Annotated in this window: 8 protein-coding genes; 6 read left to right on the top strand and 2 right to left on the bottom strand. The window is 33.3% G+C overall.

The features are described from left to right. Positions 1 to 93: 93 nt before the first annotated feature. The 6 genes from SHI72_RS03495 to SHI72_RS03470 all read left to right on the top strand — a co-directional run bounded on the left by SHI72_RS03495 (position 94) and on the right by SHI72_RS03470 (position 12013). Positions 94 to 1317 (top strand): FN3 domain-containing metallophosphoesterase family protein, encoded by a 1224-nt coding sequence (locus tag SHI72_RS03495; protein WP_323489071.1) that lies wholly within the window; start codon positions 94 to 96, stop codon positions 1315 to 1317. A gap of 780 nt (positions 1318 to 2097) precedes the next feature. Beyond that, positions 2098 to 5172 (top strand): SusC/RagA family TonB-linked outer membrane protein, encoded by a 3075-nt coding sequence (locus tag SHI72_RS03490; RefSeq protein ID WP_039111043.1) that lies wholly within the window; start codon positions 2098 to 2100, stop codon positions 5170 to 5172. 11 nt (positions 5173 to 5183) lie between these two features. Further along, positions 5184 to 6881 carry a RagB/SusD family nutrient uptake outer membrane protein gene (locus tag SHI72_RS03485; protein ID WP_323489069.1) on the top strand — a complete coding sequence of 566 codons (1698 nt, stop codon included), beginning with the start codon at positions 5184 to 5186 and terminating at the stop codon, positions 6879 to 6881. A 138-nt stretch (positions 6882 to 7019) separates the two neighbouring features. Beyond that, complete coding sequence (locus SHI72_RS03480) at positions 7020 to 8318, top strand: DUF3472 domain-containing protein (RefSeq protein WP_323489068.1); 1299 nt, start codon at positions 7020 to 7022, stop codon at positions 8316 to 8318. Between the two features lie 62 nt (positions 8319 to 8380). Continuing rightward, positions 8381 to 9760 carry a Gfo/Idh/MocA family protein gene (locus SHI72_RS03475; RefSeq protein WP_086895427.1) on the top strand — a complete coding sequence of 460 codons (1380 nt, stop codon included), beginning with the start codon at positions 8381 to 8383 and terminating at the stop codon, positions 9758 to 9760. Positions 9761 to 10153: 393 nt separating this feature from the next. Continuing rightward, positions 10154 to 12013, top strand: a complete 1860-nt coding sequence (locus SHI72_RS03470) for a beta-galactosidase (protein WP_323489067.1) — start codon at positions 10154 to 10156, stop codon at positions 12011 to 12013. Between the two features lie 73 nt (positions 12014 to 12086). On the opposite strand, the gene SHI72_RS03465 is transcribed toward SHI72_RS03470, so the two are convergent. Continuing rightward, complete coding sequence (locus SHI72_RS03465; RefSeq protein ID WP_323489066.1) at positions 12087 to 12488, bottom strand: OsmC family protein; 402 nt, start codon at positions 12486 to 12488, stop codon at positions 12087 to 12089. Further along, entirely contained in the window at positions 12488 to 14509 is a 2022-nt protein-coding gene (locus SHI72_RS03460; protein ID WP_323489065.1) for a LysM peptidoglycan-binding domain-containing protein, read from the bottom strand. Before SHI72_RS03460 ends, SHI72_RS03465 begins: the two co-directional genes overlap by 1 nt. Positions 14510 to 14571: the final 62 nt, after the last annotated feature.

Here is a 14571-nt window from a genome sequence, read left to right as displayed (position 1 = left end):
CTTTGTTTAATAAAATATAATCTATAGTTTCGTTCCTATTAACCTCAAAATAACAACCTTTTTAACTATAAATAACCAAATTTTTATCTTTTTATGAAAGAAGAAAAAAACTCTCGTCGCTCCTTCTTAACAAAAACTATAGCAGGTATTTCGGGATCTGTTATAGCAACAGGGCTACCATTATCGGCTTTAGCATCAAACACAAATAGCGAAGTACCAGACTCAAAACATGATTTCTTAACAAAGCCCTATTTGCAAGCTCCCACAAATGATGGCATTACAATAATGTGGCTCACTAACCAACTTTGCTTAAATTGGGTAGAATATGGCGAAACCGAAAAATTAGGGATCAAAGCCCAGCAATGTGCTCATGGTATGATGAATATTAATTCTAGAATCAATACTGTAACACTCACAAATCTTAAACCAGATACGACCTATTACTATAAAGTTTTCTCCAAACAAATTTTAGATTTTCAACCATATAAAATCACTTTTGGAGATATTATAAACAGTGAAACATATTATTTTAAAACACTCAACCCAAAAGCAAAAGAAGTAAGCTGGCTCGTTTTAAACGACATACACGACCGCCCGAAATCATTTGGCGAACTTATACAACTTAACCAAAATAAACCTTACGATTTTGTTTTCCTTAACGGAGATATGTTTGACTATCAAACGGATGAAAACCAAATCATCAATCATTTACTTAATCCTTGCAGCTTATTTTCGACTGAGAAACCATTTATGCTTGTGAGAGGAAATCATGAAACCAGAGGTAAATACTCAAGAAATCTATTAGATTACTACTACAACTACGATAAGAAAGAGTATTATACTTTTAAAATGGGTCCCGTTTTTACAATTGTTTTAGATACTGGCGAAGATAAAAAAGACTCACATCCTGTATATGGCGGAACTGTAAATTATGATTCTTATCGAGAAGAGCAAGCAGTTTGGCTAGAGAAACAAATGAAGTCTAAAGCTTTTAAGAATGCTCCTTTTCGTGTAGTAATGATGCACATTCCGCATTATCATTCCGATGAAGAACACGGAACAACTGAATGTCGCAGGTTATTTGGTCCTTTATTCGAAAAATATAAAATTGATTTGTTTGTTGCAGGACACACACACGAATACGGAATGTTCGAACCAAATAAAGATCACTCCCATCATTTTGTTATTGGCGGCGGACCAGAAACTGGAATTAGAACTTTAATACGAATTGAAGCTAATACTAAAGTTTTAAATTTACAAATGCTTAATGATTCTGGTAAAGAAATTGGCTTGTTTCAACTTAATAGTAAAAGGTAATTTTTTAAGGTTTAAACTTTTTTAATATTCCGTTTGTATTCAATATTTCGATTACTATTTAAACTGAAATTACAACCTGGTTTCTTTTCATTCCAAATTCTCTTTTTTTAACAAAAATTAACTTAAATACACACAATAAAAATCCTTCAAATGATTGCGGTCATCTGAAGGATTTCCTATTATCTCTGTTAAGCTAAAAAGACACATTAAATCTTAAGTTTATAAGGCCGTTATTGATACTATATTATCGCCTTTGTTAACACAATATTTCAGGAATATTTAATATTCAACTGTACCCTTATATAAGAATTTGATACTTTTTTTATCAATCCTCTTTCTTTATTTCATCTTCTTATGGTAATTACCATCAAAACACTAGTTTTTAAATAATCCAGAAGCTTCATGTTTTTTAATAAGAAACTAGAATTTTATTACTAAAAAAACATTTTCCATAAAAAAAATGTGCTCGAGAACACAAATATTGTGTGTTCGAGCACATTTTTTGTGTTTTTCCTTGTTTAATAAAAATTAAATATATAGTTTCGTCATATCTTAAAAATTAAAGTACAATTTATGTTAAAAAAACATAACTAAATAAACAAGAAAAAGTGTACACGTTTGAGATTGTAAAAATTGAATTTTCAGCTAATTAATAGTAAAAAAAGAATAGCATCACGATTTCATTTAAGGCAGATTTCCTTAAATCGATTATAATAAAAATGAATACCAGTTAACACAACAACACAAAACAAATTATTAACCAAACCCATTTTTAAGAGTATGAATTTATTAATTAAACAAAAACCTAGAAGTTTTCGGTTAAACGCCCCTTCTAGAAAGGAAATTAAATTAGCAATTCTTTCATTGTTCGCTTTGACTTTTCAAATTTCAAACGCTGCTTCATCAAAAGAAGTAAGCACAAATAGAATTGATTTATCATTGGTACAAAAAATTGTTAAGGGTAAAGTAACCGATTCTAATGGAATGCCACTTCCTGGAGTAAATGTTCTTATTAAAGGAACTGCTATCGGTGTACAAACAGATTATAATGGTGAATTTGCCATAGAAGTAGCAGATAATCAAACAGTATTGGTTATTTCTTATATGGGAATGCAAGAACAAGAAGTAACGATTGGAAAAGGGCCTATCGTTGTAACTTTAAAAGAAGCTGGAGAAGTAATGGACGAAGTAGTTATCGTTGGTTACAGCAAAATTAAAAAAGAAAGTCTTACTGGAGCTTTACAAACGTTAGATAATAAAAAACTTACTGATATTACTACTCCATCTGTAGAGAATTTATTAGCTGGTAAAGCTACCGGAGTTTATGTAAGTTCAGGAAATGGACAGCCAGGAGATACTGGTAAAATCGTTATTCGTGGAAAAACTACTGTTAACGGAAGTACTGATCCTTTATGGGTCATCGATGGTGTAATTGTAGGAAGTAGTTCTGGAAATATGAATCCAGCCGACATCGAAACCTTGACTGTACTTAAAGATGCAGCATCTACAGCGGTATATGGTTCACAAGGTGCAAATGGTGTAATCATTGTTACTACAAAAAGCGGAAAGAGTGGTAAGGCAACTATTAATGCCTCTATCAAAACTGCTGCAACAACTGTAAATACAGGAAATTTTGACATCATGAATGGTCAGGAATTATATGACTTATATGACTCTTTCCCTAACAAACAAGATTTTAGTAATGCATGGTGGTGGAACCCTGAATTAAGAAACAAAAATTACGATTGGTGGAAAAATGCTACTCGAACTGGTATTGCAAGAGATTTTAACTTATCAATTAACGGTGGTAGTGACGTATTTAAAAGCTATGTTTCTCTTGGTATATATGACGAAACTGGTGCTATAAAAGGATATGATTATACTCGTTATAACTTACTACTTAAATTTAGCTATAAAGTAAACAATTGGTTAACCATACGTCCTCAAGCTAATATTACACGTACAGAAACTGAAGACAAACAACATTCTGTCGGTGCTATGTATGGCAATATGCCTTGGGATAGCCCATATCTTCCTGATGGAACTTTGGTAGGCAACCAACCAAATCCTACTTGGGTAAACACAACGGGTTCTAACTATTTGTATGACTTACAATGGAATTATGGAGAATCTGAAAGATATAGTGTTCGAACCAATTTAGACTTTGATGCTAAAATTAATAGTTGGCTATCATTCACTTCTACAAATAACTATACCTTCTCAAATTATAATTCAATGACCTACATTGATCCAAGATCTTCTGAAGGGTTATCAGTAAAAGGAAGAATTACAGATGAAACTACTAGTAGCAATCGTTTTTATACTAGTCAATTATTCAAATTCAACAAATCATTTGGAGCACACGCTATAAACGCAATTGCTGGATACGAATGGAATGAATATAATGGTAAAAGTACTGAAGGTGTTTCAACTGGAATACCTCCAGGATTTATTGTTGCAGATGCTGCAACTGTTCCAGAAAAAGTTAAAGGTAACAGATCTCAATGGGCGGTTCAATCTTTGTTTACCAACATCAACTATACATATGACGACAGATACATGGCACAATTTTCTATACGCCGTGATGGGGCTTCTAATTTTGGAGAAAATGCAAGATATGGTAATTTCTTTTCTATTAGTGGTGGTTGGAATATTCATAAAGAAAAATTCTTTAAAGCCGATTATATCAATAACTTAAAACTTAGAGCTAGTTATGGTTCAGTAGGAAACAGACCAAATGGTTTATACTTGCACTTACCTTTATATTCTGTGTCTTCTGGTTATAATGAAAATCCTGGTGCGCTTATTTCTCAAATAGGAAACCCTGATTTAAGCTGGGAAAAAACGTTTACAACTGGTATTGGTTTAGATGTTAGTTTCTTAAACAGAATTAATCTAACATTAGACTATTACAATAAAGACACCTCTGGTTTATTATACGAGGTACCCTTACCTGGAGTAATTGGAGTAACAAGTATCTGGAGAAATGTTGGGGCTGTAAACAACAAAGGTTTTGAGGCATCTATTAACGTAGATATCATTAAAAATGAAAACTGGAGATGGAATGTAGATGCTAATATTGGTTTAAATAGAAATGAAGTGACAAGCCTTTACGGAACAAAACAACAAATTATTGTTCCTGATGGAACTGGAATCTCAGGTTCAGCAAATAAACTATTAACACCTGGTAAAGATGTAGATACTTGGTACCTTACAGAATGGGCTGGTGTAAATCCTGATAATGGAAAGCCAGAATGGTTTACAACCAATGCAGCTGGAGAACGTGTTAAGACATCTAACTATGGAGATGCATCTAAAAATCAAATTGCTATCGATGCCTACACGCCATCTTATTACGGAGGATTCTCGACTAGTTTAAATTATAAAAATTTCGATTTTGGAGCAACATTCAGTTATTCAGTAGGTGGTAAAATTTATAACTATGCTCGTGCAGAATTTGATTCAGATGGAGCTTATACAGATCGTAACCAAATGAATCTTCAAAAAGGATGGAGTCGTTGGGAAAAACCAGGGGATATTGCTACACACCCACAAGCAATTTATAACAATTCGAGCAACTCAAATAAAGCATCATCACGTTTCTTAGAAGATGGGTCATACTTAAAAATGAGAAGTGTATCATTTGGATATAATTTATCTATTGAGCGTTTGAATATTTCTAATCTAAGAATATTTGTATCTGGTGAAAACTTGTTTACAATTACCGATTTCTCAGGTGTAGATCCAGAAATACCTCCATTTGAAAGAAATGGTGTAAGAACAATAACTGGAGTTTCAACCTCAGTATATCCACAGACACGCAGATTTGTATTAGGTTTTAATCTTACTCTTTAAAAAACAGAACCATGAAAAAAATATTCATATTATTTATTACCCTTAGTTTTCTATCTTCATGTGAGCTGGAGCGAGAACCATTTGGCTCATATACAAAAGATAAAATTATGCAGGATAAAGAAGCTGCTGTCGAAGTACTTCTTAACGGATGTTATGCACAACTTAAAGGTTGGTCAGATGTAATGCACCGTGTTGGTGAATATCCTGGAGACAACATCATGATTAGAGGTACCTCTACAGATGCATTCTATACTTTTATTTCTTATCAGCATAGCCCTGTCAATGATAGACTATCTACTTTCTGGAATAATAGTTATAAAGTTATCTCACAATCTAGTGACTTAATGAAAATGATTTCTGAAGGAGAAAGCCCTAAAATGGATCAGCAATTAGGAGAAGCTTATTACCTAAGAGGAATGGTTTATTTCTATTTAGTTAAAACATACGGCAGACCTTATGCACAATCTCCAGAAACTAATTTGGGTGTACCAATTGTTAACGGATTACCGGAGGATATTGCCAACATCAATCTTCCGGATAGAGCTACAGTAAAAGCATCTTACGAGCAAGCAATTAGCGATCTTAAAAAAGGGGAAGCCTTAATGAATGAAAGCAGAACTGCTACTTACGCAACTAAAGAAGCTGCTCAGGCAATGCTTTCTAGAGTATATTTATACATGAGCGGAACTTATGAAACACCAAATCAACAATATGCTGATTTATCTATTGAATATGCTAATAAAGTAATCAATAGTGGTCGTTATAATATGCTTAGCAGAGTCGATTTTATGAAATACAACACTTTTGCACCTGATGCAAGCGGACAAACAGAAACTATTTTTGCTGTTAAACGTGTAGCTTCTGAGTACTCAGGTTTTGATCATTATTATGGTATCGGTGGTATGTATGCTAATATACAAGGACAAGGTTGGGGAGAAATGTATGCAAGTGCAAAATACTTAGATCTTTTACGTAAATCTGGCTTAAAGAAAGATGCAAGATGGGCTTTTATCGATCCTCAATATGCATTGGATGCTGCTAACAATAAAACAGAAGCTTTCCGTTTTATAACAGATGCTTTTAATGCTAGTGGAGTACAAACTGGTTATAACTATGTACAACAACCTCTTAAAACTAATTCTAGCGGTTCATACTATATTACTATAGCAAATACAGATTACAATCTTACTGTAGTAAATGCTGCCGAAAATAGCTATTCGATAAATTATGCTGGTAAAACCTATGTAGGAGAAAAAGATTATATGATGTTGTTAAATCGTGTATATCCTATGTACTACGTTACTAAATGTTCATTGCAAGACAATAGTTCTCACCTACACTCGCCTATCATTTCAAGATTAGCCGAAATGTATTTGAATATGGCAGAAGCTTATGCTAAAAAATCAGATTATCAAAATGCACTTAAGAATTTAAATATTGTTAGAGAAAGATCAATCATTGGTGGTGGATATACTTCTTTAACCAGTACAAATGCAGTACAACTTATTGATGAAGAACGCCAGCTAGAACTAGCTTTTGAAGCGCAACGTGGATATGACGTTTATAGAAACGGACAAACAATGACGCGTCATTACCCTGGTCCTCATACCCCAATGGTAGATTATCCGGCAACAAGTCCAAGAGTAGTACAATATATTCCACAATCGGAAATAAATGCTTATCCTGGTACTTTAACTCAAAATCCTTAATACCGATTTTGAAAACTAATTTTAAGTTTAATGGTTAGTTAGTAAATAAGGCCTTCTTTAGAATTTCCCTCTTATGCAAATAAGAGGGATTCTGGAGAAGTTAAATGCAAAAAACAATAATAGCTAAAATCAGGCTAAATGAAATATTATAAAATTATTTTCTCTTTCCTTACATTATTACTTATAAGTACAAATGTATTGGCACAAGATTCTAAAAACGAAATCCATTTGCCTCTTGGCGGAAATGCTTTTAGTTCTTATAATCTTGAAAGTAATAATACTATAACCAATAACGGAATAGAAAACTGGACAGATCCTAAAGAATATTTCACAGTTTATTTTAGAGTTTCAACTCCAGGATTAGTTAGAATCTCAACAGATGAATTTGTAAATATTCAAGGAAAATCTACATTAGAATTTGGTATTAACAAAGAATTGAAAAAAATCGAATTTGACGAAAGTAACAAAAGACCAATTATAATAAACGAATGGAAAATTATTGATACAGGATATGTCGCTTTAAAAATAAAAGGGATTAGTAAAACACAAAACAATTTCCCTTCTATTTCTAAATTAATCATTAGTGGGTCAGCACTCCAAGGAAAAACTGCTTTTGTACCTAATAATGATGATAACTTTTTTCACTGGGGACGAAGAGGTCCTTCGGTTCATTTAAATTATACAGTTCCCGAAAAAGTAAACGTTCAATGGTATTATAACGAAATTACCGTTCCTGTAAACGAAGATAAAATAGGTTCTTATTATATGGCAAACGGTTTTGGCGAAGGCTATTTTGGAATTCAGGTAAATTCTGAAACAGAGCGCCGCGTATTGTTTTCTATTTGGAGCCCTTTTGTTACAGATGATCCGAAAAGCATTCCTGAATCGCATAAAATTAAAATGCTGAAAAAAGGAGAAAATGTACAAACTGGTGAATTCGGAAACGAAGGTTCTGGTGGGCAAAGTTATTTAAGATACAACTGGAAAGCTGGCAAAACATATAAATTCTTGCTTAACGGAGTTCCTCAAAATGATAACTCAACCACGTACACTGCATATTTTTATGCACCAGAAACAAACAAATGGATGTTAATAGCAAGTTTTAACCGTCCGCAAACCAATACTTATTTAAAAAGATTTCATTCTTTCTTAGAGAATTTCGTACCACAACAAGGAAATAAATCTCGCAAAGTTTTGTTTAACAATCAATGGTATCGCGATGATAAGGGAGTTTGGACAGAAATAGATTCGGCTATTTTTACAATAGATAATACTGGAAGAAAAGGATATAGAATGGATTATTCTGGTGGAGTAGAAAAAGGATACTTCTTTTTAAAAGACGGAGGATTCTTTAACAAATACACCAAAGCCAAAACTAAGTTTACAAAACCGTTAAAGCATAATAAGCCAAGTATAAATTTTAGTACTTTGCCATAAAAAAGACAGTAAGACAATCCCAAAATAGATTGCCCACAATTTTAAATTAAAATTAATTCAACATGAAAACTAGTATCTTTAAATTTATTCTGATATCCTGCTTCTTTTTAGGATATGCTACTTCTTCAGCTCAAATGATTAAGACACCTACTCCTGCGCGTGCCAAAGGACAAAAGGATGTTTTACGTTTGGCACTTGCTCCAATCCCAACAGTTCGTGTAGCCTTTATTGGTTTAGGAATGCGTGGTCCAGGTGCAGTAGAACGTATGACACATATTCCAGGTGTAGAGATTGTAGCACTTTGTGATATGCTTGAAAAAAATACCAAATCAGCAAATGAAATCCTTACTAAACAAGGTCTTCCTAAAGCAAAAGAATTTTATGGTGATGAGAACATTTGGAGACAAGTAACTGCGCTTCCAAACGTAGATTTAGTTTATATCGCTACCGACTGGAAACACCACGCTATCATAGGAGTTCAAGCTATGAAAGATGGTAAAAACGTAGCTATCGAAGTTCCTGGTGCAATGACTATGAAAGAAATTTGGGATCTTATCGATACTTCCGAAAAAACTCGTAAACACTGTATGCAATTAGAAAACTGTGTGTATGATTTCTTCGAGCTTACTACATTAAACATGGCTCAACAAGGTTTATTTGGAGAAATTCTTCATGCAGAAGGTTCATATATTCACGGTCTTCAACCATTTTGGGGAGAGTACTGGAATAACTGGCGTATGGATTACAATATAAAACACCGTGGTGATATTTATGCTACACATGGTATGGGGCCAGCTTGTCAAGCATTAAATATCCACCGTGGTGACAAAATGAACTATTTAGTTTCTATGGACACAAAAGCAGTTGGAAACCCTGCTTACATCAAAGAAAAATCTGGAATCGATATTAAAGATTTTAGAAACGGAGATCATACTATGACAATGATTCGTACTGAAAATGGAAAAACTATCCAAATCCAGCATGATGTAACATCTCCACGTCCGTATAGCCGTATGTACCAATTAAGCGGAACTAAAGGATTTGCTAATAAATATCCTGTAGAAGGTTATGCATTAGATTCTAAATCTATTAGCTCAGATATTAAACCAGATCACGAAAACTTAAGTGCACACAAATTCATGCCAGAAGATGTGAAAAAAGCATTAATGGAAAAATACAAACACCCAATTGTAGTTGGAATCGAAGAAAAAGCAAAACAAGTTGGTGGACACGGTGGAATGGATTTCATCATGGATTACCGTTTGATTCACTGCTTACAAAATGGATTACCTCTTGATATGGATGTATATGATCTTGCAGAATGGTCTTGTTTAGGTCCATTAACAGAAATTTCTCTTGACAACAATTCTTCTCCAGTAGAAATCCCAGATTTTACACGTGGAGGTTGGAATAAATTAAAAGGTTTAGAATTTTCTAAATAAAATAAAATTTTGAAGTTAGTTAAATTGCATCAAGAGGGCACCATTATAAAGTGCCCTCTTTTTGTTATAATCATTTGCTTAGGCAAAATGTCAAACTAATTTCATTCAACTTTGCTCTAGATAAACTTAATCAATATCAAGCTTAGTCAGGAACGCGGATAATACGGGTTCGTCAAAGACGAAAACGCAGATAAAAACGGATTTTTTCTTATCCTTAATTTAAAAAAATCTGTTTTTATCCGTGTCTTTACGGAGTAAATCTGTGTCATCCGCGTTCCCAACTAAGCGCTATTGAAACTCAATATAGCACTTCGCCTCAGGGTGACATAATTAATAACCAACCTCTATAAACCCAAAAACACAATAAATTATAATCTTTAATTCAAATTAAAAATGAAAAAAGTTTATTTAACCCTTCTGTTTTCTTTCTTTATACTCTCCCCACTAGTAGCACAGCAAAAACAAACTTTTGCCATAAGCGATGGGAACTTTTTATTAAATGATAAACCAATCCAGATACATTCTGGAGAGATGCATTACTCTCGTATTCCTCAACCGTATTGGCGTCATCGTTTAAAAATGATGAAATCAATGGGATTAAATGCCGTTGCTACCTATGTATTCTGGAACTATCATGAAACATCTCCCGGAGTTTGGGATTTTAAAACAGGAAATAAAAACTTAGCCGAATATATAAAAATAGCTCAAGAAGAGGGTTTGTTCGTAATCCTACGCCCAGGTCCTTATGTTTGTGCCGAATGGGAATTTGGAGGTTATCCGTGGTTCTTGCAGAATGTTCCTAATATGGTAATTCGTGGTTACAATACAGCATATTTGGCTGCGACCAAAGCCTATTTTACCGAATTGTATAATCAGGTTAAGGATTTACAAATTACCAAAGGCGGTCCAATAATCATGGTGCAAGGAGAGAACGAATTTGGTTCTTATGTTGCTCAACGCAAAGATGTTCCTCTCGAAGAACATAAAAAATATAGCGCAGCCGTATTTCAGCAATTAAAAGATATTGGTTTTGAAGTTCCTTTCTTTACCTCTGATGGAAGTTGGTTGTTTGAAGGAGGTGCTTTACCAGGTGCATTACCCACTGCAAATGGTGAAAGTGATATCGCTAAACTAAAAGCAGTCGTGAATCAATTTAATAATAATCAAGGCCCTTATATGGTAGCTGAGTTTTACCCTGGTTGGTTAGATCATTGGGCAGAACCATTCCCCACTCAAAAACCAGAACAAACTGTTCGTCAAACAAAAAAATATCTGGACAATCAGGTTTCTTTTAATTATTATATGGTACACGGAGGAACAAACTTCGATTTTACTTCGGGCGCTAATTATGATAAAGAACACGATATTCAACCCGATATGACATCGTATGATTATGATGCCCCGATTAGTGAAGCAGGTTGGGCAACTCCAAAATATAATGCTTTAAGAGAATTATTAAAAACAAATGAAACTCCAGCTATTCCTGACCAAATACCAGTAATCACTATTCCGAATATAAAGCTGACAAAAGCAGTAGATTTAGCCGATTTAAAATCTAAAATCTCTCCTGTAATCGAAGATAATCCACAAACATTTGAACAATTAAATCAAGGCGATGGTTATGTTTGGTATAGCAAAAAATTTACTCAACCTATTAGTGGGAAATTAGAATTGAATGGATTACGCGATTATGCAATAGTATATGTAAATGGAAAAAAAGTAGCTGAGTTAAATCGTTATTACAAAAAATACGATTGCGAAATAGAAATTCCATTTAATGCCACATTAGATATTGTTGTCGAAAACATGGGACGCATTAATTACGGTTCACAAATCAATGCCAATAATAAAGGAATCATAAGTCCTGTTATTATCAATGGAGAAACAATTACTGGCGATTGGGAAATGTATAAATTACCAATGACAACCGAACCAGATTTAACCGCTTATAAAAATTCTGCAAAAGTAAATCGACCAACTTTATACCAAGGTACTTTTAGCCTTAGCAAAACTGGAGATGCATTTCTGGATATGCGTGATTGGGGCAAAGGAATTGTATTTGTAAACGGAATAAACATTGGTCGTTATTGGAGTGTTGGCCCACAACAAACACTTTACCTACCTGGTTGTTGGCTTAAAAAAGGTAAAAACAACATTGTTATTTTTGAGCAAAAAAATGAAACCATTCAAAAGGAAGTAAAAACCATCCTTACTCCTATTCTTGAAGATTTAAGACCTGAAAAAGGATTATAGAATCATTTAGTAAACACAAAAAAGCCATCAAAGAATTATTCCTTGATGGCTTTTTAAATATAATCTGAAGAATTTACTTCCAGTTAAAAGTAATTTTCTTTTCAATTTCTGAATTTAAACTCAAAAATACTGGACATGTCATTCCTGCACGTTCCAGAATTGTTCTACTTTTTTCGTCTGCAACACCCTGCATTTCAAAAGCAATTTCAATAGCTCCAATTCTTCTTGGTTCAGCATTCATTATCTTAGTTACTTCGGCAGTTGAGCCAATGAAATCTACATTTAAATCACGGGCTTTAATTCCCATAATTGTCATCATACAACTTGCCAAAGCATTTGCAACAGTATCGGTTGGAGAAAAAGCTTCTCCTTTTCCGTTGTTATCTATAGGTGCGTCAGATATGATTTCATTTCCTGATTGCACGTGTACTGATTTAGTTCTTAAATCCCCTAAATAGGTTACTTTTGATGTCATTAGTTTGCTTCTTTAATTGTTAAATCACTATCATAATATAAGATGTAAACGCCTTTATTAGCAAATCCTCCATCTTCTTTTTTATAAAACTGAAATTTATTATCTACTTGTTCAGTTGCAATTTCACTTGCAGTTTCTTCATACGTTTTTCCTTGTGATAATCTCATCATAGTATCAAAAGTTACATCAAAACCTCTCGTAGCATACGTATTTGGATTGATCTTATTTTTGTTTCTATACTCTTTTTCAAAAATAAGTGCTCCCGAAGATTCGTTTTCACGTGTTACTGATGGGTACATTAATTTTAACTTAGTTAAACTTTCAAAACTAACTTCGTCTGTATCTAATGTACTGTTTGGTTCTAAAATCACCAACTGTACCTGATATGATGACATAGAACTTAACATAACTTTAATCGTAGCATTAATCATAGCTGTATTTCCTGTTTCCATTACAACATAATTCATTCTGTTAGGTACAAACTGAATTTTTAAACCTGCCGGATTAAAATCTCCTGCTTCGGTAACTGGTGCAAAAATTACACCTTTCTGATTTTGCTGAATATACTGTCTTATTGATTCTTTTTTCTTATCAACAACTGCAACTATATTACCCCCTTTAGAACGCATGTAATCAAACATTGCATTTTTTAGAATATCATTAGATGGGATTGTTTGATATAAATTATCAAATGAATTTCCTTGATCTTTAGACAACGGCGAAATTACAGGAACTTTATTTTCTCCTAATAACTTAGCAGTTGCTTCGGCATTACTTTGATAAAATGGTCCGATAACTGCATCAGCTTCTTGTAGTCTGTTGTTTTGTATAATAGCCGCTACATTTGATCCGTTTTTGGTTTCCTGAGAATCAAAAATCGAAACATCTATTGGTAGCCCAAGAACTTTAGCAGAATCTATTGCCATTAATGCTCCAGAATAAAAATCTAAAGTCATATTTAAGAACTTATCTTTTTTCAAACGAGTAGCGGCACTAGTTGTATCACTTTGAATTTTAGATAAATTAAAAGGCAATAATAACGCTATCTTTTTGCGGTCATTACTTCTCTTTTTAGTCAGAGTAACTATCTCTTTTGCTTCCTCTTTAATTTCTGGTCTTGTCTCAGATTTAATTTCTGGTGGAGGCATAATTCCTGCAGGAACTTTTAAAATCATTCCTTCCTGAACTCCTCCAGATAAAGTTGGATTTAATTTAAGTAACTCATCTTGCGACACACCAAATGTTTTAGACAAACTATATAATGTCTCTTTTGGTTTTACCTGATAATCTGCATACGATACTTTTTTGGTAGTTTCGATTACAGGAGTTTTTACTTCGTTTTTAACCGGAGTAGTCGTTGTTGCAACAGTTTTTGGAGCTGTTCCTTTTATTGTTAAACGATATCCTACTGGCAAACTCGGAACTACTTCTGGATTGCGTTTCTCTAATTCTTCTATTGTAATTCCGTATTGTTTTGCAATCGAATATTTAGTTTCTTTTGCCAAAACATCATGGTAAACATATTTATCTTGTTGCTTAGCAGGAACTAATTTTGTAGCAGGTATCTTAGAATCTTTTGATGCTTCTTTAGAACTGTTTCCTGAAGGAATAACAAGCTTTTGTCCTATTTGCAAACCATCTTTTTCAAGAAATGGATTTGCCTTTTTTAAAGCTTCATCCGAAACATTATACTTTTTTTCAATACCAAAAAGCGTTTCTTTAGCCACTACTTCATGCGTAGTTACTCCGTTTGATTTTTTAGCAGTAACGGTTGCTGTAGATTTATCTGAACTAGTTGTTTTTCCTGAATTATTCGGAATCAACAAAACACTATCTAACTTTAACCCACTTTGTGCATCTGGGTTAAGCTTATAAATATCATAAGGAGTTACTTTGTACTTTTGGGCAATTTGGTTAATTGTTTCTCCTTTGGTAACGGTGTGTTTACTAATTTTATCCTGTGGGAAAACAGAATAAGACATCAAAAAAGCAGTTGTAATTAGTATTGAAATGTATTTCATAATAAGATAAAAAATTTTAAACAAGATAGTATTTCTGTATAAAACAAGATTCCACAAGCTTG

This window comes from Flavobacterium sp. PL02 (assembly GCF_035013205.1).
Taxonomy (GTDB): Bacteria; Bacteroidota; Bacteroidia; order Flavobacteriales; family Flavobacteriaceae; genus Flavobacterium.
Note: the sequence above shows the minus strand (reverse complement) of the source record. Positions and strands in the feature narration are given on the sequence as shown.

What these genes read in the sequence shown, in the direction of transcription:
- SHI72_RS03480 (WP_323489068.1), top strand. Translation starts at nt 7,020, where the DNA reads ATGAAATATTATAAAATTATTTTCTCTTTCCTTACATTATTACTTATA.
- SHI72_RS03475 (WP_086895427.1), top strand. Translation starts at nt 8,381, where the DNA reads ATGAAAACTAGTATCTTTAAATTTATTCTGATATCCTGCTTCTTTTTA.
- SHI72_RS03465 (WP_323489066.1), bottom strand. Translation starts at nt 12,488, where the DNA reads ATGACATCAAAAGTAACCTATTTAGGGGATTTAAGAACTAAATCAGTA.
- SHI72_RS03495 (WP_323489071.1), top strand. Translation starts at nt 94, where the DNA reads ATGAAAGAAGAAAAAAACTCTCGTCGCTCCTTCTTAACAAAAACTATA.
- SHI72_RS03485 (WP_323489069.1), top strand. Translation starts at nt 5,184, where the DNA reads ATGAAAAAAATATTCATATTATTTATTACCCTTAGTTTTCTATCTTCA.
- SHI72_RS03460 (WP_323489065.1), bottom strand. Translation starts at nt 14,509, where the DNA reads ATGAAATACATTTCAATACTAATTACAACTGCTTTTTTGATGTCTTAT.
- SHI72_RS03490 (WP_039111043.1), top strand. Translation starts at nt 2,098, where the DNA reads ATGAATTTATTAATTAAACAAAAACCTAGAAGTTTTCGGTTAAACGCC.
- SHI72_RS03470 (WP_323489067.1), top strand. Translation starts at nt 10,154, where the DNA reads ATGAAAAAAGTTTATTTAACCCTTCTGTTTTCTTTCTTTATACTCTCC.